Annotated in this window: 13 protein-coding genes and 1 tRNA gene; 8 read left to right on the top strand and 6 right to left on the bottom strand. The window is 35.5% G+C overall.

Going from position 1 to position 26,439, the window contains the following annotated elements:
- The first annotated feature begins 38 nt into the window (after window positions 1-38).
- The 4 genes from ACKPCA_RS16610 (at window position 39) to ACKPCA_RS16625 (ending at window position 6,166) form a co-directional block, all read left to right on the top strand.
- Window positions 39-3,101 carry a DUF2723 domain-containing protein gene (locus ACKPCA_RS16610; RefSeq protein WP_321280083.1) on the top strand — a complete coding sequence of 1,021 codons (3,063 nt, stop codon included), beginning with the start codon at window positions 39-41 and terminating at the stop codon, window positions 3,099-3,101.
- Complete coding sequence (locus tag ACKPCA_RS16615) at window positions 3,101-3,718, top strand: polysaccharide deacetylase family protein (protein WP_321280084.1); 618 nt, start codon at window positions 3,101-3,103, stop codon at window positions 3,716-3,718. The genes ACKPCA_RS16610 and ACKPCA_RS16615 overlap by 1 nt, the downstream gene beginning before the upstream one ends.
- A 148-nt stretch (window positions 3,719-3,866) precedes the next feature.
- Complete coding sequence (gene purD, locus ACKPCA_RS16620) at window positions 3,867-5,135, top strand: phosphoribosylamine--glycine ligase (protein WP_321280085.1); 1,269 nt, start codon at window positions 3,867-3,869, stop codon at window positions 5,133-5,135.
- A 56-nt stretch (window positions 5,136-5,191) separates the two neighbouring features.
- Window positions 5,192-6,166, top strand: a complete 975-nt coding sequence (locus ACKPCA_RS16625) for a hypothetical protein (protein ID WP_321280086.1) — start codon at window positions 5,192-5,194, stop codon at window positions 6,164-6,166.
- A gap of 49 nt (window positions 6,167-6,215) precedes the next feature.
- On the opposite strand, the gene ACKPCA_RS16630 is transcribed toward ACKPCA_RS16625, so the two are convergent.
- Both ACKPCA_RS16630 and ACKPCA_RS16635 read right to left on the bottom strand, forming a co-directional pair.
- Window positions 6,216-8,090, bottom strand: coding sequence for a DUF4114 domain-containing protein (locus ACKPCA_RS16630; RefSeq protein WP_321280087.1), 1,875 nt, complete (start codon window positions 8,088-8,090; stop codon window positions 6,216-6,218).
- Between the two features lie 156 nt (window positions 8,091-8,246).
- Window positions 8,247-9,329, bottom strand: coding sequence for a lysylphosphatidylglycerol synthase transmembrane domain-containing protein (locus ACKPCA_RS16635; protein WP_321280088.1), 1,083 nt, complete (start codon window positions 9,327-9,329; stop codon window positions 8,247-8,249).
- A 150-nt stretch (window positions 9,330-9,479) separates the two neighbouring features.
- Here ACKPCA_RS16635 and ACKPCA_RS16640 point away from each other — a divergent pair, with 150 nt between their 5' ends.
- Window positions 9,480-11,702 (top strand): APC family permease, encoded by a 2,223-nt coding sequence (locus ACKPCA_RS16640; RefSeq protein ID WP_321280089.1) that lies wholly within the window; start codon window positions 9,480-9,482, stop codon window positions 11,700-11,702.
- Between the two features lie 315 nt (window positions 11,703-12,017).
- On the opposite strand, the gene ACKPCA_RS16645 is transcribed toward ACKPCA_RS16640, so the two are convergent.
- Window positions 12,018-12,091: transfer RNA gene (locus ACKPCA_RS16645), tRNA-Ala, on the bottom strand.
- Between the two features lie 556 nt (window positions 12,092-12,647).
- Between ACKPCA_RS16645 and ACKPCA_RS16650 the strand changes: the two genes are divergently transcribed.
- Window positions 12,648-13,331, top strand: coding sequence for an energy transducer TonB (locus ACKPCA_RS16650; RefSeq protein ID WP_054722992.1), 684 nt, complete (start codon window positions 12,648-12,650; stop codon window positions 13,329-13,331).
- Window positions 13,332-13,520: 189 nt separating this feature from the next.
- A complete protein-coding gene (gene hflX / locus ACKPCA_RS16655; RefSeq protein ID WP_321280090.1) occupies window positions 13,521-14,747 on the top strand; it encodes a GTPase HflX in 1,227 nt (408 codons plus the stop codon).
- A 57-nt stretch (window positions 14,748-14,804) separates the two neighbouring features.
- On the opposite strand, the gene ACKPCA_RS16660 is transcribed toward hflX, so the two are convergent.
- Complete coding sequence (locus ACKPCA_RS16660; RefSeq protein ID WP_321280091.1) at window positions 14,805-15,794, bottom strand: aspartate-semialdehyde dehydrogenase; 990 nt, start codon at window positions 15,792-15,794, stop codon at window positions 14,805-14,807.
- Between the two features lie 95 nt (window positions 15,795-15,889).
- On the opposite strand from ACKPCA_RS16660, the gene ACKPCA_RS16665 reads away from it, so the two are divergent.
- Window positions 15,890-22,987 carry a lamin tail domain-containing protein gene (locus tag ACKPCA_RS16665; RefSeq protein WP_321280092.1) on the top strand — a complete coding sequence of 2,366 codons (7,098 nt, stop codon included), beginning with the start codon at window positions 15,890-15,892 and terminating at the stop codon, window positions 22,985-22,987.
- Window positions 22,988-23,189: 202 nt separating this feature from the next.
- Here the strand turns inward: ACKPCA_RS16665 and lpxK are convergent, their stop codons facing one another.
- Window positions 23,190-24,317: a tetraacyldisaccharide 4'-kinase gene (gene lpxK, locus ACKPCA_RS16670; RefSeq protein ID WP_321280093.1), complete on the bottom strand. Its 1,128-nt coding sequence runs from the start codon at window positions 24,315-24,317 to the stop codon at window positions 23,190-23,192.
- Window positions 24,318-24,539: 222 nt separating this feature from the next.
- Entirely contained in the window at window positions 24,540-26,336 is a 1,797-nt protein-coding gene (gene sppA, locus ACKPCA_RS16675) for a signal peptide peptidase SppA (protein WP_321280094.1), read from the bottom strand.
- Window positions 26,337-26,439: the final 103 nt, after the last annotated feature.

A 26,439-nucleotide genomic window follows, 5' to 3' on the forward strand; every position in this document is an offset into this window, starting at 1 on the left:
CTTAATCACCATTTAATAAAACCCTTATTTCGCCTGATATGAACAAATATCAAAAAATCAATGTGCTTTTTGGTTGGTTGTCATTTGCAATCGCGGCCATCGTTTATCTCTTAACTCTTGAACCTACTGTTAGTTTCTGGGATTGTGGAGAGTTTATAACTGCATCATACAAATTACAAATTGGTCATCCTCCGGGAGCACCATTTTTTATGATATTAGCACGATTTTTTGCATTGTTTGCAGGGGGAACCGAGAATGTAGCATTAATGATTAATGCACTTTCGGGCATTGTAAGTGCCTTTACAATTTTGTTCTTGTTTTGGACCATAACACATTTGGCAAAAAAACTTGTTTCCAGTAAGGAAGATCCTGTTGGAATGCAAGTTTGGAAAATTATTGGTGCCGGTTTTATTGGCGCAATGGCTTATACTTTTTCCGATACTTTTTGGTTTTCGGCAGTAGAAGGAGAGGTGTATGCAACATCATCTCTATTTACGGCAGTTGTATTTTGGTGTATTTTAAAATGGGAGAACGAATCGGATAAGGCTTATGCCAACCGATGGATTATTTTGATTGCTTACTTAATGGGTTTGTCAATTGGAGTTCACCTGTTGAATCTATTGGCGATACCAGCCATTGTAATGGTGTACTACTTTAAGAACTACACTCCTACACGAAATGGAATTATCAAAGCTCTTGGGTTGGCGATACTCTTACTTGGTGGAGCCATGTATGTTATTATTCCTGGAGTTGTGAAACTTGCATTCTTGTTCGATCTGTTCTTTGTAAATGTAATTGGACTGCCATTTAATTCTGGCTTAATCATATTCATACTCGCTGTAATTGGAGCAATTGTTTGGGGAGTTCGATATACCATTCAAAAGCAAAAAGTTCTTGCCAATACAATTCTGATGGCATTTACGGTTGTTTTAATTGGATATTCATCCTATGCAGTAATTATGATTCGATCCAATGCAAATCCTAGTTTGGATCAGAACAATCCTGAAGATTTACATACCTTACTATCCTATTTAAATCGTGAGCAATATGGTGATACACCATTAATCTATGGGCAGTATTTTAATTCGCCTTTGGTTGAAAATAAACGATTTGTAAAAGATAAGAATGTGTACATTAAGAAGGATGGAAAATATGTGGTTTCGTTCGAGAAAACAAAGGCAAATTTTAAAGATTCGCACAAATCAATTTTTCCTAGAATGCACACCAAAGGGATGACAGGAAAGAATCCTGAAGAGTATGCCAAATGGACTGGTATTAATCCTGATCAGAAAGAAAAACCAAGCTTTGGTCAGAATTTAAAATTCTTCTTCTCTTACCAGGTGAATTACATGTATGTTCGCTATTTCTTGTGGAACTTTGTAGGCAGACAATCGGATAAACAATCGTATGGAGGAGTGGTAGAAGGAAACTGGATATCGGGAATTCCATTTATCGACAATATGCGATTGGGTGATCAATCTCTTCGTCCTGATCATATGAAAAATAATAGAGGAAGTAACAAGTATTATTTCCTGCCATTATTATTGGGAATTGCAGGATTGCTTTATCAATATCGTAAGAGCAGTGCAGGTCAGAAAGACTTTTGGGTAATCATGCTTTTGTTTGTGTTTACCGGAATTGCTATTGTATTGTATTTGAATCAACCTCCTTTACAACCTCGAGAAAGAGATTATGCCTATGCAGGATCGTTTTATGCTTTTGCCATTTGGATTGGCTTGGGCTTTTTAGCTGTGTTGGAAGTTAGCAAGAAGGTTCTAAAATCAGAGAAAATTGCAGTTCCTGCTGTATTCGCACTTTGTTTTGTCGCTGTTCCGGGATTAATGGCTCAACAAAATTGGGATGATCACGATAGATCGGGAAGATATTTGGCTCGCGATATGGCTTACAATTATCTAAATTCTTGTGAACCCAATGCTATTCTATTCACCATGGGTGATAATGATACTTTCCCACTTTGGTATTTGCAGGAAGTAGAGGGAATTCGCACCGATGTTCGTGTTTGCAATTTGAGCTACCTGTCTACGGATTGGTATATCGATCAAATGAAGCAGCAGAACTACGATTCGGCACCACTTCCAATATCAATGACAAAAGATAAATACCTGGAAGGAAAGCGAGATATTGTTTATTTGATAGATGATCCAAGACTGAAAGCTTATGTAGAGAAGTATAATGGATTGGATATTAAAGATGCCTTGGAGTATGTTTTAAGCGATAAGGAAAGTACCAAAAACATTTATGGTTATGATGAAAGGATTGATCACTTTCCTGCCAGTAAATTTAGAATGGCAGTTGACAGGGAACAAATTCTAAAAACTGGTACAGCAAATGAGAAAGATTCTGCTTTGATTGTGGATCAGTTGGAGTGGGAGATAAAAGGAAATTATATTGAGAAAGCTGGATTATGCTTGTATAATATGCTGTTGGAAAACAATTGGAAAAGACCAATGTATTTTGCAATTACGGTTCCATCGAATGGTTATTATGGATTGGAAAAATATTTCCAGTTAGAAGGATTTGCTTATCGATTGGTTCCAATAAAAACAGAAAACGAAGATGGGCAAGTTGGTAGAGTTAATGGATCGAAGATGTATACCAACATGCTTGAAAAATTTAGGTGGGGAAATATAGAAGATCCTGATGTATATTTGGATGAAACTTGTTCTAGAATGACTTTGAGTATGCGCAATAATTATTTGCGATTGGCAGAGACTTTAATGGATGAGGGAAAAAGAGATTCAGCTGTTATGGCACTTGATAAGTGTGTGGAGTTGATCCCAAATGATAGAGTTCCTTTGGATTATTGGGGAGTTTTAATCGCAAAAGCTTACTATCGAGCTGCGGAATATGAAAAGGCAAATCAGTTGGTTCAAGAGGTTTCGGAACGTTTGGTGCAAGAGTTGGATTATTATGCCAGCCTGACTCCAGTTTCGACATCAGAATATCCTCGTTGGCAAAACAGAAATTTGTACTTGATGCAGGAGTTGTATCAAATTACGGCACGATACGAACAGGTAGATCTGAACAAGAAAATTGAATTGGAATTTAAGAGGTTGTTAGGGAATTATAGGAAGGGATAATGATGTTAAGGTGGTTGAGAGCGCCGGGAATAATCAGAAGGTTATTTCCCGACTTTGTGTGGAGGTACAATTCAGGTGAGAAAAAGGTTTATCTGACTTTTGATGATGGTCCAATTCCAGAATCTACGATGTGGACTTTGGATTTGTTAAAAGAGAAAGGAATAAGGGCAACTTTCTTTTGCGTAGGAGACAATGTTCGTAAGTATCCGAATCTGTATCAAAAAATTGTAGATGATGGGCATGCAGTGGGGAATCATACTCACAATCACCTTAGGGGATGGTACAACAATACGCAAAAGTATGTTGAGAATGTTATTTTGGCTTCTGAATTTATCGATTCTAAGTTATTTCGTCCACCATATGGATTAATTAAACGCTCGCAAGCAAAGTATCTGCAAACTGATTATAAAATCATAATGTGGGATGTATTAAGCGGCGATTACAGACAAGATATTTCTCCTGAGAGATGTTATCGAGATGTATTGGAAAAAGTGCGTCCCGGTTCAATACTTCTTTTCCACAATCATCTAAAATCAGAAAAGAATATGCGCTATACCATTCCTCGTTTAATCGATGAATTACATGCGCAAGGATATGAATTTGGCGTTTGCCATTAGAAAAATGCAAATTCATTGCATATCAGTCAGGATAACTGCAATTGAATCCTTAAATTTGCTGTCGATCAATACCATTTTATAACAAAATCATCTTTACCGATCATGCTTAAATGCTAGTATTAATGATGATATTCAATTTATTTGACAGATGAAAGTACTTCTTTTGGGGTCAGGAGGCCGAGAGCATGCATTCGCATGGAAATTCAATCAAAGCAAAAAACTGGAAAAACTTTTTGTTGCACCTGGAAATGCAGGGACGGCAGAAATTGCAGAAAATGTAAATCTTAATCCAAATGATTTTGATGGCATTAAGAAGTTTGTTTTGGGCAATAATATCAACATGGTGGTTGTTGGCCCTGAAGATCCATTGGTGAATGGAATTCACGATTTCTTTTTAAATGATGAGGAGATCAAAGAAATTCCTGTGATTGGACCAGAAAAATTGGGGGCTCAATTGGAAGGAAGTAAGGATTTTGCAAAGGAATTCATGTTCAGACACAATATCCCAACTGCAGCCTACAAAAGTATAACGACGGAAAATCTAGATGAAGGATTGGCTTTTCTCGAGACAATGAAAGCTCCGTATGTTTTAAAAGCTGATGGTTTGGCAGCAGGTAAAGGGGTTTTGATTATTGAGGATCTTGATGAGGCTAAGAATTCACTGAAAGAAATGTTGGGCGGAATGTTTGGCGATGCTGGAAACCGTGTGGTAATTGAAGAATTCTTATCAGGAATTGAATTGTCTGTTTTTGTTTTAACCGATGGTAAATCATACCGCACTCTTGCCGAAGCCAAGGATTACAAAAGAATAGGCGAAGGAGATACAGGTTTGAATACTGGTGGTATGGGAGCTATTTCTCCGGTTCCATTTGCAAAGGGTGATTTTATGCAGAAAGTTGAAGAGCGTGTAATTGCTCCAACAATCGAAGGTCTGCAAAAAGACAATATCCCATATAAAGGATTTGTATTTATTGGGCTGATGAATGTGGAGGGAGATCCTTATGTAATTGAATACAATGTGCGAATGGGTGATCCGGAAACTGAAGTGATTATGCCTAGAATCAAATCAGACCTATTGGAATTGATGGAAGCTGTATCTAAGCAAGAATTGGATCAGGCGGATTTTGAAATGGATTCAAGAACTGTTTCAACTGTTATGTTGGTATCTGGAGGGTATCCGGAAGCTTACGAAAAAGGAAAAGCGATCAAGAATCTTGAAAAAGTGGAAGGAAGTATCGTTTTCCATGCAGGAACAACAAACTCTAATGGAGATGTTGTTACCAATGGTGGTAGAGTAATTTCGGTTAGTTCTTATGGTGATAACATGAAAGAAGCCTTGACATCATCTTTTAAAAATGCTGAATTAATCGATTTTGAAGGTAAATATTACCGAAGAGATATCGGTTTCGACTTATAAAATAATCTATTGCGGTTTCCAACAAGATCATGGAAGCCGCAATTAAATGTTTCTACATGCTGCTAAAAACGCTTAAAGGGAGGCACTATTTGTTATTGTTTTTGGTGCCAGTTTTACTCTTGTTGTTATGGATTAAAGCATTTCTTTCTCCAGTATCCTTAACTATCGGGCAAGGTCAAATGCCACTTTACGAGTTACTCCAACAAATTACCGGGGACAGCATTATCGCATTAAATATTGTAGGAGCAATTATTTTAATTCTCTTGTCGTTGCTTTCAGTGCGATTAAACGAGCGATATGTTTTTATCAGGCAAAGAACCGATTTGCCAGCTTTTGTTTTTGCTTTAATAGCAACGGGTACTGTTTCGTTGTATGGAATGCATCCAGCACTATTGGCAAGTTTCTTACTGTTTTTTGCTATTGATTGCGTGTTTGCTATATATCATGGATCAAACACCTTAGCTAAATCATTCGAAGCTGGAATGTTTATTGGATTGGCTACAGTTACCTACCTTTTTTCGGGTGTTTATCTCTTATGGTTTTGGGTAGCTTTGGCATTTCTGGGATACTTTCGACCTCGTGAGATTCTTGCCGGTTTAGTGGGATTTTTATTGCCTATATTTGTTGTATCAAGCTGGTATTTTCTTAATGATGATTTGACTGGATTACTGCAAACAGTAGCCTCCTTGTATAAAATTGAGTTTAGTGCCGAATATTCCATATTCCAGAAAGTATACTGGGGTATTTTAGCTGCTTTTGTTTTGATTGCTTCTGCATTTATGGCGAATGTGGTAGAAGAGAAGAAAATCAGTTCGAGAAAATACTTCATGATTTTGTTTGTATTCTTTTTAACTGCGATTGGGAACTATTTTATTTTTTCTTCGGCTGGGACTGAATTGTATTTTCTTCTTTTGATACCTACTACCTTTATTATTAGCCATTATTTTGTTTTAAGCAGATATTCCTGGTTAAGGGAAATTTTGTTTATTGCTTTTGTTGTGGCCAGTATTTTGGTTCACTTTCTGGGATAAAAAATGCCAACTCAATAGAGCTGGCATCTTCATAACAAAGTGGTTGTGATTATTTCTCGATAATGTTTTCGGTATCAAATGCGGTTGCAACTAGATTATCCTCTTCATTATCGGTTACTGCGAATATAATGTCGTTGTAGTCTTTATCTCCGTCTGGAAGTTTAACATCTTCAAAACAAAGTACGATATCCTTACAATTCTTTTCTATGAACAAAACATGCTGTTGGTTTCCAAACTCATTAAATTCTGTGTTGGTATAGTGCTTGTATATACCATCGGTTGTTGTACCATTTTTCCATCCTTTAGCAACTAGGCAGAAACCAATAACTGTATTTTCAGGGAAAGCTGCATCACCCAATTGAACTCTGTCTCCAGATTTTAATCCTCCACCTTCTCCTTCTTTCGAGACATTAGGGAATAACATATGAAGTTCAATCTCATCTTCACCAGTTGGTGGGTTTCCAGCATCGTAAGTGTAGTAAGCCAAAGAATTTCTCCATCCAGCACCTTCATCAATAAATGTCAGATATACAGGCGATTCTTTCTTCAACTTCAGAATCAATTTGTTTTCATCCGTGAATAAGTCAGCATGATCATCTCTATTGTCCTTATTGTTAGGGAACATTGCAATAATGTTGTCAATTAAGGTTGGACAAGGTTTAGTAGGGATAATGTCATCAGGAATACCTTCATCCAGTTCGATGCTTAAAATTTTAAGACCACCGGTTCCTGCAGCAACAAAAATGCATTCATCTTTTGATTCAACAAAATTTACAGAAGCATCAAAATCCATACTACCCATTAGCAATACTTCATCATCCATTTCAGGAATGATAGCGCCTACATATAAGCCTGCACCACCATTACCAATCAAAAGTAGTTCATCGTTTAAAGCAACGGAATTGGTTACGTAGTTTTCTTCTAATCTTCCTTCTGGTGTAGGTGGTCTATCAAAATGTTCAAGAAGCTCACCTTCTAAATTTCTAATGTCAAGTCCACCTTCATTCAAAGCAGCTAACAATAAGTTATTTGTAACGTCGATTTCTGTTTTCGATTCTGCCGTAACAGGTCCATTCAGACCAATAAATTCAGGTCCTGATAAATCTGTAATAGAGAATTTATGCAACTGAGGAGTTGTTCCTTCTAACACATAGATATGGTCAGTATTGATTGCAACAGATCTGGCATCATTAATATCCTTGTATCCAGCTAAAGTAAAATTGTGATTTAAAACGGTAAGTTTGCCATTGGACCCACTGGTTACATAGATGTAGTTATCATCTACCTTAATGTCAGTTGCAACATATGAGGCAATGTCGTATGTGTTAGATACATACAAGATTTCACCTGATGAACTAAGTTCCAATTCAATAAGAATTGCTGGCGAATCATATACAAATCCCGGTGTATCCGGATCATGAGCACCCACCAAATAGAGCTTCCCATTGTAATAATCTACAGCACTTATGTCTACATCATGGAACATAGCTTGCGCCTGAAGAATTGGCTTTGTTTTGTCGACTATATTGAATAATTCAACGCCACCATTGTATTCAGGACCTTTGGTGTTGTATGTTACAAAGGCCATGTCATCAACTATTTTAACGTGTGTTGCCTGAACATATTCACCTTTAACCTTTGGAGCATCAACTTCGGCTCTTAATTTAAAGGCATAGTTTTTTGTTGGATCAATTTCGAAATCTGATTTTACCGATTTTGTTGTTCCGGCTGGAATATCATTTACAATAACCAACTTATCGCTGTAAGTAACACGAGAACTTAAATCAGCTGCATTATTGGTAATGTTAACCGATTGAATTACATCATCTTCTTTTTGTGGCTTTTCAGTCTCTTTAAAATTATCTTCTGAGCAAGATGAAACAATAGTAGCCAATAAGATAAAAAAGAGTAAATACTTTTTCATAATTATTGAGGTTTTAATGTGTGACTTGATTTAATTATAAGCAAGTTACATTCTTTAATTGAAACCTAATTATTGATTGTGGTAGAACATGAAAAAGCTTTGATGAAATCGCATTTTTCTTTTGTCAAAATTTGCAATAGCTTGTTTGTGATGTATTTATGATTGATTGTTTTTAAAATGCTTTTTTATCCATCTAGGAAGAAGGTAAACTCCAACAAACAAGTAAGGATAATATGATATTAAACGCCAAATTAGGGCCATGCTGGCAGCTAATCCTGTTGTAGGCAAAAAATCACCAAGATATTGCGTAAAAACCCACTCAGAAAATCCACTTCCTCCTGGAGTTGGACTTACCAGCATCATGATCCACATGACCAGTTGTCTTGCAAATATCATGATATGATCAGCAAAGCCATAACCTTCCAACATAAATGCAACCAGCATTGCATTTACCACCCAATATCTTGCTGTCCATGACCAAAATGTAGCCATAAAAGCTTTAAACCAAAATAGGAAAGGTTTTCTTCGGAGTTCCTTAGAACTTTCGATGATATCGGTACCTGCTTTATTGGCACCATGCTTCCATTTGCGTAGAATAGGAAGCTTAAATATCCATAAAAGTAACCATTTTAGGCCTCTGGGATTCCAAAAGAGTCCGTAAGTAAGGACGATAAGGTAAACTAGTTTTATTAAATATCCACCAAGAGCAAAGTACAATAAAGAATCGAGCCATATGGAGTGTTCTGGAGATTCAATCATGAATAACTGTTTTACATTTAGTAGTAAAATCAGTAAAGGAAACATGATGATAAAATACAGCTCATCTAAAAATGATGTAGACATTACAACCGCAGAACTTCTTCCTACTTTAAGCCCCTCTTTGTTGAGGTATAAAATGGCAACAGAAGTTCCTCCAATTGCTGATGGTGTAATTGCGGATGTAAATTCCCAAAGCATTATGATTCGAAATGCTTGTCCCCAAGAGAATTTTCTGTCGGTAAGAATTCTCAAACGGGCCATGTAGCCTAAATCTCGAATTACCATCATTAAAAGTGCAATGCAAAGCCACCAAACAGTATACCAGGTAAAATCTATTAACGAGAATGTATTGGCATCTACTTCTTTTACGAGCATGTAAACAACTACTGCCAATCCAATTAAAATTGGGTAGATTATTCTGCTAGGTCGGACGCTATGCAATAATTTCTTTGATGAATTTTGTTTACCAGTTGTTGTCATGCTACTTTTTGTGGAAAATAAATTTACACAAATAAAAAACTTAAATCACAATGTATTGATGAACTATTTGTTAAAAATATCTAAATATAATAAGTGTAAAATATTCCATCCTTTTTTCTATTTTTATTAACTAACTATACAAAGTTTACTATGCCGAAAAATCAATCAGCTCAAAAATTTGGAACTGCTCCAGTCTTTTTTACCGCAATTTCTACCATATTAGGTGCCATCTTGTTTTTACGATTTGGTTATGCTGTGGGAAGTGTTGGTTTCTGGGGAGTAATATTTATTATCTTATTAGGACATGCTGTTACCATACCTACTGCTTTTGCCATATCTGAAATTGCAACTAATAAACGTGTTGAAGGGGGTGGAGAGTATTTTATAATATCCAGATCATTTGGGCTAAACATTGGTGCTACGATTGGATTGGCTTTGTTTATGTCACAGGCCATAAGTGTTGCATTTTATATTATTGCATTTACCGAAGCTTTTGAGCCTGTTTTTAATTGGGTACGGGAAACATATGGATATCATTTACCAAGACAAGTTGTAAGCATTCCTGCCATGTTATTGCTTTCAGCTTTGATATTAAAAAAAGGTGCAAATCTGGGAGTTAAAGCCCTTTATTTTGTAGTAGCAATTCTTTTTATTTCATTGGTATTGTTTTTTATAGGTTCTACAGAATATTCCATGACTAGTGATTTTAATTTATGGAATGCAGATTTTAGAAATGCAGACAATTTTTTCATTGTATTTGCAATAATATTCCCTGCATTTACAGGGATGACAGCCGGAGTTGGTTTATCTGGAGATTTAAAGAACCCTTCAAAATCTATTCCCTTGGGTACTACTGCAGCTACCTTAATAGGAATGATAATTTATTTCTTTGTGGTATATAAATTGGCAGGATCAGCAAGTAGTGAAGATTTGGTTGCAGATCAGTTAATCATGTCAAGAATTGCATTGGGAGGTGCCATAGTAGTTCCATTAGGATTGGCAGCATCAACAATATCCTCGGCAATTGGATCTGTTATGGTTGCTCCGAGAACTTTGCAGGCATTGTCTATTGATAAATCTTTTCCTTCGAAAGCACTTAACAATTGGTTGGCAAAAGGTCGAACCAAGGATAATGAACCCATAAATGCATCTTTAATAACTTGTTTGATAGCTATAATTTTTGTGGCATTAGGAGATGTTAACGCAGTAGCAGAAATCATTTCCATGTTTTTCATGCTTACCTATGGGGCTTTGTGTTTAATCTCTTTTTTGAACCATTTTGGATCCTCGCCAAGTTATCGCCCTTCCTTTAAGTCGAAATGGTTATTATCGCTTATTGGATTTTTCATTTCCATTTGGGTAATGTTCAAAATCAATACTCTTTATGCATTAAGTGCTGTAGTTTTAATGAGTTTGATTTATTTGTTTATTAACCGATATCATAAACACAGGAATGGATTGGAATCAATTTTTTTGAATTCTCTTTATCAATTGAATAGGAATATGCAGGTATTCTTGCAAAAAGCAGGTAAAAGAAAAGCAAGAGAATGGCGACCAAGTGCAATTTGTATTTCAAAAGATTCGTTTGAACGCGATACCGCATTTAAGTTATTAAACTGGATATCCTACAAATATGGATTTGGAACTTATCTGCACCGAATTGAAGGATATTACTCCAAAGCAACTTATCAGCAATCGCAAGAGGAATTAGATAAGTTAATAAACAGTTTCGATAAAATTGAAAATCACGTTTACGTAGATACAATAATATCTCCATCATATACTTCAGCCATTGCCCAAGCTATACAATTACCAGGAATTGCTGGAATGGAGAATAATATGGTGATTTTCGAATTTGATAAAGAAGATCCTGAGCGCTTGGATTTGATCATTGAAAATTACTCTTTGGCACGTGCTGGAAATTTCGACTTCTGTATTTTAGGGAGTTCAAGAAGAAAATTCAATTATAAGAAGAACATACATGTTTGGATCAAATCTTCAGATACTGATAATGCAAACCTTATGATATTATTGAGTTTTATTATTGGTGGACATCCAGACTGGAACAAAGCGGACATTCAAATTTTTAATATCTGCAAGGAATCTCAGGCAGATGAAACCAGAAAGCAATTGGATGAATTGGTTGTCAGTGGTAGATTGCCAATTACAAACTCTAATATCGAAATCATACATGAACAGGAAAATATTGCTTCTCGCGATATAATTAATGAGAAATCGGCCGATGCAGGTTTAACAATCCTTGGATTCAGAGGAGAGAGTTTAAAGCATGAGAAATCTGAACTATTTAAAGGATATGATGCCTTAGGTAATATTCTATTTATAAACTCTAATAGCAGAAAGGATATCGATTAAAAATAAAAAAGTCAGGGAACCACCCCTGACTTTACTCTAACCCATTTTAATCTATGAAAACCTAATCCTCTCGGAAAGGACATTACAAATGTATGGATTCCCGTTTTACCGACATTATAAAAAGTGTTAAAGAAGGTTAAAAGCTAAGTTAATTAATGTTTTACTGATTTTCTCTTTACAATTGGATATTGTTTTTGAGTAGGCAAGACTTTAAATAGTATTGAGCAAAATTGGAGCTTAAGTGTTTCTTGTGGACATGTTTGAAAATGAAAAAGCGGCCACGACATAAATGCCATAACCGCCTTGATTTGAGGGTGGAGAGTACCGGAATCGAACCGGTGACCTTTTGACTGCCAGTCAAACGCTCTAGCCAACTGAGCTAACCCCCCGTTTAATGATTGGTCGTTCCTAAATCATTTAAAATGTCTAAGAATTCGCCCGTAAAGATAAATTAAAATTAAACACATGAAACTAGTTGATAATGAATTTTTATCTAAAGCAAACATTTTTTATTCTTATACGTAAGGGAATTTAGAGTGGAGAATCTATTTTAGTTCGAAAATTGTTTGTCAATAGACAATTGATTGGTAGCAATGTATAGTGTGTGTATAGGTAGGATGAGTTCGGACAATATGGATTTTTCACTCTTCTTCGTTAAAAAATATAATTTAGAATGGCTTTAAAGAAAAAAATGCACTAAATTTATAGTTGATTTATTTACAGAGGGTTTATCTATATTCAAATTAGAGCATTTCCTATTATTATCATCAAATTTTCAATTGATCTTACGTATTGAAAATCAAAAAATACCATTAGAAAAAATTGATTGCTCGTTATTTTTATATCTTTATGCCTCAAATATTTTCGCAGAGAATAGAATTTTGATTATAAAATTGAATTACTTACTTTTAAACGCTGAATTTAAAAGAAAATTAAAAGAAGATTATGGAAGTTAAGAAGTCACCTAAAGCAGATCTTGAAAATAAGAGAGGTCTCTTTCTTGAGATTGGTCTGGCGCTGACTCTGCTTTTTGTCTTTGCTGCATTTGAATGGCGTGTAGATTCTTCTGAAGCTACAGGTTTACAAGATCAGCAAGAAATGGAAGCTGAGGAGGAGATTATTCCGATTACCAGACAGGAACAGATGAAACCACCACCACCACCACCACCAGCACCTAAAGTAGCTGAGGTATTGGATATTGTGGATAACGATGAAGAGATCGAAGATGAGCTTGAAATTGAAGACTCTGATGCGGACATGGATGAAGAAGTTGAAATCCAAGTAGTAGAGGAGGAGGAAGAAGAAGATGAAGCTCAGGTATTCGTTATTGTAGAGGATATGCCTGAATTCCCAGGTGGACAGCTTGAATTACAGAAATGGATCGCAAGATCTATTAAGTATCCTGTAATTGCTCAAGAAAATGGTATCACAGGCCGTGTATTTGTTACTTTCGTAGTAAACAAGGTAGGTGGTGTTGAGAATGTTCGCGTTGTTCGTGGAGTTGACCCATCTTTGGATAAAGAAGCGGTTCGTGTAATCAATCAGATGCCAAAATGGAAGCCAGGAAAGCAGCGTGGAAAACCAGTAAAGGTTTCTTATACTGTACCAATCAACTTCCAATTACAGTAGATCAATACTATACAATTATATAAGAGGTTTCGAATTTTCGAAACCTCTTTTTTGTGTCATGCCGAAACCATTGCAGAATATTGTGTATTTTTGCCTTACAATTCACTTTTTCTGATTACTGAGGAAAAGTTTGATATTGTAACAAATAGAATAGAGGCGTAAGTCTGTTGTTATTCCTAAAATAAATAAATGGGAGACTATCTAAAAACAAAAAAGGAGCAAGAAAAAGCGGTTTTAATCGGAGTGATTGATCAGTCCAAAAGTATGACTATTCAGGAGGTTGAGGAATATTTGGCTGAGTTGGATTTTTTGGCATTAACTGCGGGAGCAAGAACTGTTAAAAGATTCACGCAGAAGTTAGATTATCCTAACCCAAAAACTTTTGTAGGAGCAGGAAAGCTTGATGAAATTCAAGATTATCTGGAAGCTAATGAAGATGTTGGTATGGTGATTTTCGATGATGAATTATCTCCAACTCAACTTCGAAATGTTGAGAGAATTTTGAAAAGAAAAATTTTGGATAGAACCAATTTGATTCTTGATATCTTCGCCAGCAGAGCACAAACGGCGCATGCGAAAACTCAGGTTGAGTTGGCTCAGTATCAGTACCTATTGCCACGATTGACAAGAATGTGGACTCACCTTGAACGTCAACGAGGAGGTATTGGGATGCGTGGTCCTGGGGAAACCCAGATTGAGACTGACCGTCGAATTATTTTGGATAAGATTGCCAAGCTGAAGGAAGATCTGAAGAAGATTGACAAGCAAAAGGCAACACAACGTAAGAACCGTGGAAAATTGGTGCGTGTTGCTTTGGTTGGATATACCAATGTCGGTAAATCTACCCTCATGAATATGCTTAGTAAATCTGATGTTTTTGCTGAAAATAAATTGTTTGCGACTCTAGATACTACAGTTCGAAAGGTAGTAATTCAGAATGTTCCTTTTTTATTGGCAGATACTGTTGGTTTCATTCGAAAATTGCCTCACCATTTGGTTGAATCTTTTAAATCAACTTTGGATGAGGTGAGAGAGGCAGATGTTATTTTGCATGTTGTTGACATTTCACATCCTAACTTCGAAGATCATATCAAAGTGGTAAACGAAACCATGGCTGAAATTGACAAAAGAGAAAAGCCTACTTTCCTTGTGTTTAATAAGATTGATGCTTTCACTTACGTGAAGAAAGATGAGGACGATTTGCTACCCAAAACACGTGAAAACTATAGTTTGGATGAGTTAAAGCAAATGTGGATTGCTAAAGGAGATACGCCTTGTTTGTTTATTTCAGCAATCGAAAAGCAGAATATTGAAGAATTTAGAGAGAAAGTGTATGATGTTATTCGTGAAATTCATTCGGCACGATTCCCATACAATGATTTCCTTTATCAGGATTATTCAAACTTGATGGACTAAGAAGATCAATGATATAAAAAAGAAAACCCGATGTTTTGCATCGGGTTTTTTATTGTGTTACACCAACTCTTGTTTGGCTAAATATTCTGCAATCTGAACGGCATTGGTTGCGGCTCCTTTTCTAAGATTATCAGCTACAACCCACATGTTTAAACTGTTAGGGTTTGAATAATCACGTCGAATACGTCCAACAAATACTTCGTCTCGTTCATGAGAGTATTTTGGCATTGGGTATTCATTATTATCCAGATTATCCTGAACAATTACACCTTCTGTTTCCTTTAGTAGTTGTTTTACCTCTTCAACATCAAAATCATTGGCAAATTCAATATTTAATGATTCACTATGACCTCCAACAACAGGTACTCTAACTGCGGTAGCAGTAACTCTGATACTGTCGTCCTTCAAAATTTTTCTGGTTTCGTTGACCAGTTTCATCTCTTCTTTTGTGTAACCATTTTCTGTAAATACATCGCAATGTGGAAGGCAGTTTTTATCTATCTCATATGGATAAGCTTTCTCTCCGTCAACTCCTGAACGTTCATTCTCAAATTGCTGCACTGCCTTTACACCAGTACCAGTAATCGACTGGTAGGTTGAAATCACAAGGCGTTCAATTTTGTATTTCTTATGAAGAGGAGCTAGTGCAACTACCATTTGGATTGTTGAGCAATTCGGGTTTGCTATAATCTTGTCCTCTTTGGTTAATTCAGTAGCATTAATTTCAGGAACAACCAATTTTTTGCTCTCATCCATTCTCCAAGCTGATGAATTGTCAACTACAGTAGTGCCAACTTTGGCAAATTCAGGAGCCCATTTTAATGATGTACCGCCACCTGCAGAGAAAATTGCAATTTGTGGTTTTAAATTAATTGCATCTTCTATACTGATAACTTTGTACTTGTTGCCTTTAAATGCAACCTCTTTACCCACAGATCTTTCACTTGCGACTGGGTATAATTCGCTAACCGGAAAATTTCTTTCTTCCAGAACATCCAGTATTTTCTGGCCTACCAGGCCTGTAGCTCCTACAACTGCTATTCTCATAACATAATAAAGCTTTAATTCCTTGTTAATAAAAATGATTATAGTTAAATTAGCTTTTACTCAGAAAAGCAAATCAAAGTTAAAGTTAATTTCCTATGAAAAAAACACTTTCCCAGAAATTGTTCATTCTCTTGGTTTTACTGATAAATACAAACCTACATGCAGAAGATATATGGACAAGGAACTTCTCAGATGCTGCAGATTTAAATAAAGGTTATTGGGGTGCAAATGTTGATATGGAGGGGGTTGCCGAATGGAGTTTGAATGTCACGAACTGTACTCTTGCCGATGATTCGGATTACGTTAAAGTGGTAGAAACCAGTGGTGGAAGATTGGAAGCCGTTGATTGTGATGGTGAAGCTGTTTGGATGAGTAAAGCAATTGATATTTCCTCTTATACCAATTGTTCTATTACTGTGTTAGCAGTCGAGACTGGTTCTTCAACAAGTGCAAACAAGTACCTTAAATGTTTTTATAAAATTGATGACGGGGCAGAACAACTTTTTACCGTAAATGGCGAAAATGTTGGAAATTGGGGAAGTTCTGATGCTTCTACTTCTGGTTTGGAAGGAGGTGAACTTAGAATAATCGTGAGGATGAATAATCCAAATGCTGGTGATAAAGTTTATTTCGATAACATAGTAGTTAGTGGAGATCCAATTACTGTTGAAAATGATAATCTTACTGTTTTGAAGGAATCGGAGAATCAAGTGGGAGAGGTAATAATTAACTCGAATGTTGATACTGAAGCTGAAGCTTTGCCTTGCTTTCGATTCATAATTGACGAAACAGATTCTGCAAGTGATGGTGTTCCTACGAAAATTTCCAGAATGACATTTTATAATTCCAATCCGGAAAATGGTTTGGATTGGGAGAATCAATTAGGAGGTATTGGAATATATTCTGAAGGCAATTGGCTGAATTATAAAACTATGACCATAGGTACTGATTCGATTTACATTGATTTTTCTGAAGATCAATTAACCATTCCTGAAGGTGCAAAGCAAGAATTTGAACTTAGGGCATACTTGAATTCAGCAAATGAATTGGTTGATGGATTAAAACTGCAATTGGCAATAAGGAAAGATGCAATCGGATTTTCAACATTCGCCAGTGGCTCTGGTTTTGCTGAAAACAATGATTCTATAAGATCTGCGATTCATTTAATAAATGTAGAAGCTACCCAATTGGTCTTGAAAGGTATCCCTGAATCAGTTGTAAGAAATCAACTGTTTCAATTTTCAGTGGAAGCCAAAGATCAATTTGGGAATATGGATAGTGATAAGGAAGAACAAATTAGTTTGTCGCTAAAATCAGGAAAAGGAGAATTGATAGCCGCTAATGGTTTAAGCAAAAACTTAGTGATAGGTAGCTTGGTGTTTGATTCTTTAAGATACCAAGCTGTAGATACGATTCGGTTAATGGTAGTCGGAGAAAGTTTGCCTGAGTTGATCTCTTCCAAAATTGTCATTGAAAACACATATGAATCTCAAGCGGATTCAACTTCATGGATCCCAGAAAATACCTTTCTATCAGCTCTACATATTCAAAAAAGCGACGCATTTAAACTATTCGAATTTGCTATAAAGGATTCTGGTGATGATGAAGCTCCAACTGTTCTTAAGAAAATTCCGATTGCAAGTGGTGAAAGTAATCAAGCAGATTTTAAGAGGAGCTTAACTGGTTTTTATCTTATGAGGGATAATCGTGAATTGGATGTTGATTTCGAGATTTCAAAGGACAAAATTGATATTTTTTATCAAGAATCGGAACCAGCTGCAATTGTTAATAGTGAAAGTGAGGCTAGCTATTCTCTGTTCGCATATTTTAAGGAAGGAGCTTGTGTAGACAAAGAAATAATTCAACTACGAATTGAAAAATCCAGTGAAAACTGGGAAATATCAGAAGAGGATAGTGGACTAAAGCCACAGTTTGATAATGAGATATTGGGACCGAAGTTAGAATGTGAAGTGAAGGCTGAACAAATGCAGTTTGGTACGATTCCAAAAACTGTAAAACCTAATGAATTGTTTACCGTTGAAGTAGAATTGGTTGATGAATTGGGAAATTTGGATACTGATTTTGATAAACAGGTGGAAATTAGTTTGGCTGCAGGAACAGGTGAACTGAAATCGCAGTCAGGATTGAGGAAAACTATGGATAATGGCAAAATGATCTGGACAGATTTGGTGTATGATAAAGCAGAGCATTTTACCATTCAGGCAGAAGCCGAAGGCTTTGAAACAATTCTTTCTGAAGATATTTCAAGTGTTGACCAAAATTCGATGCTTATAGAAGGGGAGACAATTGTAAATCATCAGTTAACATCCTTATCTGTAACAGAGGAAACTGCGAGTACGGTTCTAAATTTTTCGATTGCAGATTCGGCTTCATTCGATGATTTGCCAACCCTTATCAATACTGCAATATTCTATAAAAAAGAACTTCCAAATTCTTTTGATTGGGAAAAGCATATTGCCGGAGCCATAATAAAAAGTGATGGAGAGATACTTGCAATCAGCAATGATATTGATAATGAACGTATCAAATTTAATTCAAGTAAGGGCTTATTTCAGGTAAGTAATGGAACAGTTCAGAAGTTTGAATTGGCCATATATTTCAAAGAATCCAGCTTGCCTGACAATAAGGAATTTCAGGCGTTTATTCCAAAGTCTGATTCAGGTTGGAAGACTGGAATAAATAGTTCGGAATTAAAGGGAAGTTTGCTAAAGGATATTAATTCCGAGATTTTAATCCTAAAAATAGAGGCTGACAGGCTTAGTATTGTTTCATCGCCTTTGTTTGTTGAGGATAATGCAGAACAATTTAATTTGAAAGTGGTTGCTTGTGATCAATATCAGAACATTGATGTAGATCATTCAGATAAAATAAGTTTGGAATTGATTCAGGGGGATGGTGAATTGATTCACGATACTGAGTTGGATCTTAACAATGGCATTTTGAATGTGAATTCTATTAGTTATTCTGGTAAAAAAGATTTCAAACTTAGAGTTCATTTGAGTTTAGGTTCAGATTCTTGTACTATTGTATTTGGTCAGAGTTTATTGGACCTTAATTATGATTTTGAAGAACATTCATTGGGTGAGTTTATAAACTCTACAGATTGGTCAATTTCCACGTATCAACCTATTCATGGAAATAAATCCCTAAAGCACAACTTAAGCAACCAGATTGGGAATAGCTATATCTCTCGTAAGTTGGAGAATTGGCGATGTGAGAATGGAATAACAAGGTGGAGTTTTGTTTTGCGAAATGGTGATTGGGACCCGAGTTCAGGAAATAATTTTGTGTTTCACCTTTGTATGGATGATGAAAATCCTGCCAAAGCTAAAGTCAAATATTCTGTAGGAGTAAACTTAAAAGGCTCTTCAGATATTTTAAGTCTTTGGAAAACGAATAATGGGGAAACTCCAGAAGTATTAGCACAGACGAAGTTTGATTGGAATGAAAATGAGGCGGTTGCCATTCAGATAGAATATAATGCCAGTGGCACATGGAGTTTAGCCTATAATAGAATGGGAGAGAGTAATTCTTGGTACAAATGCGAAGGATTTTATTCTGAAATTACAGATAAAAGTGAAGAGTTTTATTGTGGGTTGGAGTTTAATTTTGAATCAGCAACACGAGCAGGAGAATTGTGGTTTGATGATTTTCGAGTACAATCCGTAAACATAGCTCCTTTCATTAAGTCATATCAAATAAGTGGACAAGATTCCATTATAATTGCTTTTTCTGAACAGCTTAAAGCGGATCAACAAATGACCCATGAGAATTTCAAAATTAGCTGTAATGATGAAGAACTGAAAGACTTTATGTTTTCCATCACCGATTCAGGTAGTAAAATTCTGATTATTATGAATTCAGAATTAAAGACAGGTAAATATCAAGTAGAAGTTTTAAACATTACTGATATAGATGGTGCGACATTGGTTTCAGATTCTATCGCCTTTGAATACTTGGCTCCAGCAAATGAATTTGATGTTGTCATTAATGAAATCATGGCAGATGAAAGTCCAATGCAAGGATTGCCAGAATATGAATACATTGAACTATACAATACCAAAAGCTATTCAATTTCAGTTGAAGGATGGAAGTTGCAAATTGGAAGTAAGGAATTGTGGTTTTCCTCCGATACCATCCAAGCAAATTCTTATTTGATTCTTTGTTCCAATACAGCGATTGAAGCATTTTCTGAATATGGAAATACTTTAGGCTTATCAAATTTCTCAGGCTTATCCAATTCAGGAAACAGTTTAAAGCTGTTGTCTGCTAATGGAGAAACAATCGATGAGATTGTCTATTCTGATACTTGGTATCAATCAGAAGAGAAAAGTAATGGTGGTTGGAGTTTAGAGCGAATTGATCCTTCAAATATTTGCAGCAGTCGAAGTAATTGGTCAGCTTCAGTAAATGAAAAAGGGGGAACTCCTAGCCAAGTCAATTCTATTCGTGCAGATTATGTAGATGAAGAATCACCTAAGGTAGTTTCTTTCAAACTGGTATCGAAAAATCAGTTGGCTTTGGAATTTTGTGAAATGATTGACGAAGCAACCTTGCTGAATCCTGAGAATTACAATATTCAAGCCAATGCACTAAAGGAGGTTACTCCCATTTCTACTCAAGGAGTGGAGTTGCAGTTTGAAAATTCTTTTACAGATGCAGAGCAAATGCAGTTGTATATATCAGGTATAGCTGACGAATGTGATAATGTGCTTGATACCATATTGGATTTTGTCTATCACGAAATACATGAACATGATGTTGTTATCAATGAAATCATGGCAGATGAAAGCCCAACACAAGGGTTGCCAGAGTATGAGTATATCGAGTTGTACAATACCAAAGGCTATCCAATTTCAGTTGAAGGATGGAAGTTGCAAATTGGAAGTAAGGAATTGTTATTTTCTTCAGATACAATTTATGCAAATTCTTATTTGATTCTTTGCTCAAACTCTGCAGTCGCATTATTTTCTGAACATGGGAATGCTTTAGGCTTATCAAATTTTACAGGCTTAAGCAATTCAGGAAACAGTTTAAGGTTGTTGTCAGCTAATGGAGAAATAATCGATGAGATAGCCTATTCTGATACTTGGTATCAATCGGAAGAGAAAAGTAATGGTGGTTGGAGTATAGAGCGAATTGATCCGGCGAATATTTGCAGCAGTCAAAGCAATTGGTCTTCATCAATAAATGAAAAAGGGGGAACCCCTGGCCAAGTCAATTCAATTCGTGCAGATTATGTAGATGAAGAATCACCTAAGGTAGTTTCTTTCAAATTGGTATCGGAAAATCAGTTGGTTTTGGAATTTGGTGAAGTAATTGATGAAGCAACCTTGCTGAATCCTGAGAATTACAATATTCAAGCCAATGTTCTAAAAGAGGTTACTCCCATTTCTACTCAAGGAGTGCAGTTGCAGTTTGAAAATTCATTTACAGACTCTGAACAAATGCAGTTGCATGTTTCAGGTATAATTGACGAATGTGATAATGTGCTTGATACCATATTGGATTTTGTCTATCACGAAATACATGAACATGATGTTGTTATCAATGAAATCATGGCAGATGAAAGCCCAACACAAGGATTACCAGAGTATGAGTATATCGAATTGTACAATACCAAAGGTTATAAAATTTCAGTTGGAGGATGGAAGTTGCAAATTGGAAGTAAAGAATTGTTATTTTCTTCAGATACAATTTATGCAAATTCTTATTTGATTCTTTGTTCCAACACAGCAGTTGAATTATTTTCTGAATATGGAAATGCTATTGGTTTATCAAACTTTACTGGTTTAACTAATTCAGGAAACAGTTTAAAACTGTTGTCAGCTAATGGAGAAACAATCGATGAGATTGCCTATTCCGATACTTGGTATCAATCGGAAGAGAAAAGTAATGGGGGATGGAGTTTAGAGCGAATTGACCCAATGAATTTTACTTGGCAAGAACCCAATTGGAAGGCATCAAATGCTACAAATGGAGGAACCCCAGGAAAACTAAATTCTGTATTTGAAGAGAATAAAGATCAGGTTCTTCCCCAGATTGAGGACGTAGAAGTTGTGAATACAAATACAGTGCGAGTAATTTATTCAGAGCCTATGCAAGTATCATCAGTGCTTCAAAAATCAAATTATAAATTGGTACGAGGGGATAATCTTATACAAGAGATACGTAAACTTGAAGAAGCTGAAACGATCATTGAAATTGTATTTAAGGAACATTTGCTCGAGAATGCAAAATTTAAATTAGAGATTTCTCAAAATGTAACAGATTTGGCAGGTAATCCACTCAAAAATAATCTAGTGGAATTTTGGATACCTACTCAAGTTCATCAGGGAGATATTGTAATCAATGAGATCTTATTTGATCCATTATCAGGAGGTTCAGACTATGTAGAGTTGTACAATCAGACTCGAAATGTTTATGATTTATCTCAACTGTATATCGGTAAAAAAGATGAGAATTATTTTCTAACAGATAGTGTAAAGTTAGCTAAGAAACAGATTCTCTTGCATCCTGAATCGTATTGTTTATTTACGGCTGATTCATGCAATATTGCAGAAAATTATTACACATCAAATACTTCTGTTTTCCATCAAGTGGATTTACCAAATTATCCTGATAAAAGTGGAAGGGTTGTTTTGTACACAAAAGGTGAGCTTATTGATGATCTGGAGTACTGTGATGATATGCATTTTGAACTATTGGCAAGTAAAGAAGGTGTTGCATTAGAACGTGTAAACCCTGAGGAAGAAACCAATTTGAATTCTAATTGGCAGTCGGCAGCACAAAACATTGGTTTTGGGACTCCTGGAATGAAAAACTCTGTTTATAGCGATATAGAGGAATCTGCAGAGGAAGTTAGTTTGTCTTCAAAAATATTTTCTCCTGATAATGATGGAGTTGATGATCGCTTATACATCAATTTTAATTTAAAAGATGATGGATTCTTAGCTAATATTAGAATATACAATTCCCTAGGAAAGGAAATCAGGAGACTGGCCAGTAATTTGTATTTGGGAACTGACGATAGCGTGTATTGGGATGGGTTGAATTCGAAAAGAGAAAGGTTACCTATAGGAATATACCTTGTTTATATTGAAATGTTTAATCCTGATGGGCGAATGAAAACCTATAAAAAGACTTGTGTAATTGGAGGGAAATTGAAGTGAAATATCTTAATTATATTAATTAATAAAAAAAGAAACTCAACACTTGATTATTTATGTTTGATTTTGTAACTTGATGAAGCATAGAGCATTTATAAAGAATAAATTTATTTTGGCTCACGTCAAAGTGCTTTTGCAATAGCTGTTAATTAATGTAGTGGTTAATAAATGGTAGAGTAAAGGGGAACGCATTAATTCCCCTTTTTTATATTGAATCAGTTTCGATATTGTGCAGATTGCTTGTTCGCTTATTTTTCTTAACGTAGTTTAAAATCTGATTGTCAAATTTCGACTTGTCTTCATTTAAAAACTTAATGCATAAAGGAACAAAGAACAGGTGTTTTTTAATGTTTTCTTGCTTGATTTCCATATCACAAATACGAGTAGCATCCTTTTCTGTGGTAATAATGATTTTATTATCGCCAGGTAGCTCATTAAACTTCTTCTCGATAGTTTGAATATCCTTCTGATTAAACGCATGATGATCTGGAAAATGCAATTCTTCAATTGTATTCGAGAAACCATCTAAATATTCTCGCAAAGGTTTTGGGTTTGCAATTCCAGTTACCAAAAGGATTGAAAAGCTTTCCTTGTTCCAATCTTCATCCCCAATTTTTACTGCATCTTTGCTAAATACCGGTTGAAGATTACCATAATCTAAGCATGTGAAATATAATGTTTGGTAAGGCAATATTTTCAGTTCTTTCACTATGATTCTTCTCTCAATTGGAGTCATGTTGGTAGGAGTCTTACTCACAATAATGATATTTGCTCTGGATCTTTCTTCTGCACTTTCTCTCAAACGCCCATATGGCATTATAAAATCGCGAGTAATTGGTCTGTTGTAATCAATTAAAAGAATGGATAAGCCTGGTTTTATATACCTGTGCTGGTAGGCATCATCCAGTAGAATTGCGCTTAAATCATTGCCGTGTTCACTTTTAAGCAGATTTTTAACCCCATTTACCCTTTTGCTGTCAACCGAAACTAGTATGTCAGGAAATTTGCGTTTGATTTGCATAGGCTCGTCACCAATCAAGTTTGCAGTGGAATTTTCATCAGAAAGGATAAAGCCTTTACTTTTTCTTTTGTAACCACGACTTAGGGTTGCAAGCTTGTAATCATCTTTTAATAGCGTGATAAGGTATTCTATATGAGGAGTTTTTCCAGTTCCTCCAACGGTGATGTTACCAACCGAAATGATTGGGATTTTGAATTCGGTACTGGTAAGAATATTTATATCGAAAAGCATATTGCGCATGGCCACAATCAATCCGTAAAGTAAACTAAAAGGGAGTAGTAAAACTTTTAAAAAACGGGTTAGTGCTTTCATTGATTATAGTTTTAATCAGGTGTATAGAATAGATATCGTTAGAGATAGACTTGTAATAGTAACAATTAATTCCATATTAAATTTACAGAAATATTTGTTAGTATTTAAAACGAATTAAATATGACAATAATTTTTAATTTAGTTGATAAAAATATGGTGATTCCTGAAATAAAAAAAATCCTCAAATTTTGAGGATTTTTAATGAGAATGAGCTTATGAAGTTTAGTTCAATTCTATTTCGTATGGCAATCGAGCCTGAACACCACCTAAATTCATAATGCTTTGAGCCTGATTGTAGTATCTGTAGGTGTCACCTAATTCAAATTTTAAGAATCTGGTTTTGGCTTCGCCAGTAATATCATTTATTAATTCTTGAATTGGATCTTTTTGCTTCGGAAGAGAAACAATTCTATAATCATCTTTTAAGCCTGCTTTTTCTTTTGCAATCTCAATAGCGGTTTCTAAACCTCCTAAAACATCAACCAAACCATTTTCTTTGGCATCCACAGCACTCCAAACTCTTCCTTGTGCCACTTCATGAATCTCTTCTTTCGATCGGTTTCTTCCATTTGCAACTCTAGTTAGGAATGTGTCATATCCTTCGTTAATGATATCCTGAAGGATTTCTTTTTCAGTGTTTGTGAACTTTCTTGAGGAAACCGGAACAACCATTAATGGATAACCTCCACCAAAGGCAGAATGTTTGTTGGTTCCGTAAGAATCAGTTGTGAACCCAATTTTATTTTTAATCAATTCTTCACCAGAGAAGAACAAGCCATAAATACCAATTGATCCGGTAATGGTATTTTTATCGGCAACGATAGTATCTGCAGGACAGGCAATATAGTAACCTCCTGATGCAGCCACATTACCCATTGAAGCAATAACCGGTTTTTCTTGCGAAGCCAATTCAACTTCTCTCCAAATAATATCAGAAACCAAAGCACTACCTCCCGGTGAATTTACGCGCAATACGATGGCTTTAACGGTTGAATCTCTTCTGGCTTTGCGAATGGTGTTAGCCAATTCAGGACCTATTGCTGTTTCGCTTTGCTCATTTCCAATGGCACCTGTAGCATAAACTACGGCAATTTTATTTTTTGAGAATTTGGCATCAGCATCTGGAGATTTTGCGTAATCAGACACACTAACCATACGAAGTTTTTTGTCTTCTTTAATATCAGTAAGCTTTCTAAGGATAGCATTCATTTCATCCTGGTAAATCACTCCATCAATTAAATTGTATTTTTTAGCATCAGCTGCCTTTTTAATGGCAAATGTATCAATTAGTTCATTTAATTTGTCAACCGAAATGCCTCTTTCTTCTGAAATTCCTGTTAAAATTTGATTCCAAATATCACCAACATAAGCCATGGTTTGTTCACGACTTTCGTCACTCATGTCATCTCTGAAAAACTGTTCTGTAGCCGATTTGTATTTACCAACTCTGATGACCTGAGCTTCTACACCAATGTTCTTTAAGAATTTTTTGTAAAAGGTTCTTTCACCACCCATACCAAGAAGCATTATCATGGCTTCAGGATTTAAATAAATGCTATCCGAGACAGAGGTTAGGTAGTAGGCTTTTTGTGAATAACCAAAATTGTTGTAGCTCACAATAAATTTACCGGTTTCTTTAAACTCTTTAAGCTTATTTCTGATTTCTTCGATAGAGGCAATACCACCAAAGTTTGCAGAAACATCGCTAACATTTAAATAAATACCTTTTATTTTTTCATCGGTTTTAGCCTTCTCAATACTTTCTAAAATGGTGGTTAAACCAATGCTTGAGCTACCAGTTCCTGGTAAACCCAATTCATCAAAAGGATTATCCGCGCCTCGATCAGCAAGGGATTTATTTAGTTTAATTTCCAGAACACTTTTGTTTTTAACGGTTACTGCTTTATCAGCACTTGAAGCGATACCAGCAATAATCATGATGCCCAAAAACAAAAGAAGAAATCCACCTACAATAACACCTAATATGGAGGCAAATGTAAATTTAAAGAAGCTTTTCATATTGATTTTCTTTTAATTGATTATCTAATTGAAAGATGCAGATTTATGTAAATCGGCATTGTAACAAATATATCTAATTAAACTGACAGAAGTTTGAAATGCG

This window comes from Marinifilum fragile, assembly GCF_963677365.1.
GTDB classification, from domain to species: Bacteria; Bacteroidota; Bacteroidia; order Bacteroidales; family Marinifilaceae; genus Marinifilum; species Marinifilum fragile.

Coding starts and splice junctions, on each gene's coding strand:
- ACKPCA_RS16610 (WP_321280083.1), top strand. CDS start 39: ATGAACAAATATCAAAAAATCAATGTGCTTTTTGGTTGGTTGTCATTT.
- ACKPCA_RS16615 (WP_321280084.1), top strand. CDS start 3,101: ATGATGTTAAGGTGGTTGAGAGCGCCGGGAATAATCAGAAGGTTATTT.
- purD (WP_321280085.1), top strand. CDS start 3,867: ATGAAAGTACTTCTTTTGGGGTCAGGAGGCCGAGAGCATGCATTCGCA.
- ACKPCA_RS16625 (WP_321280086.1), top strand. CDS start 5,192: ATGCTGCTAAAAACGCTTAAAGGGAGGCACTATTTGTTATTGTTTTTG.
- ACKPCA_RS16630 (WP_321280087.1), bottom strand. CDS start 8,090: ATGAAAAAGTATTTACTCTTTTTTATCTTATTGGCTACTATTGTTTCA.
- ACKPCA_RS16635 (WP_321280088.1), bottom strand. CDS start 9,329: ATGACAACAACTGGTAAACAAAATTCATCAAAGAAATTATTGCATAGC.
- ACKPCA_RS16640 (WP_321280089.1), top strand. CDS start 9,480: ATGCCGAAAAATCAATCAGCTCAAAAATTTGGAACTGCTCCAGTCTTT.
- ACKPCA_RS16650 (WP_054722992.1), top strand. CDS start 12,648: ATGGAAGTTAAGAAGTCACCTAAAGCAGATCTTGAAAATAAGAGAGGT.
- hflX (WP_321280090.1), top strand. CDS start 13,521: ATGGGAGACTATCTAAAAACAAAAAAGGAGCAAGAAAAAGCGGTTTTA.
- ACKPCA_RS16660 (WP_321280091.1), bottom strand. CDS start 15,794: ATGAGAATAGCAGTTGTAGGAGCTACAGGCCTGGTAGGCCAGAAAATA.
- ACKPCA_RS16665 (WP_321280092.1), top strand. CDS start 15,890: ATGAAAAAAACACTTTCCCAGAAATTGTTCATTCTCTTGGTTTTACTG.
- lpxK (WP_321280093.1), bottom strand. CDS start 24,317: ATGAAAGCACTAACCCGTTTTTTAAAAGTTTTACTACTCCCTTTTAGT.
- sppA (WP_321280094.1), bottom strand. CDS start 26,336: ATGAAAAGCTTCTTTAAATTTACATTTGCCTCCATATTAGGTGTTATT.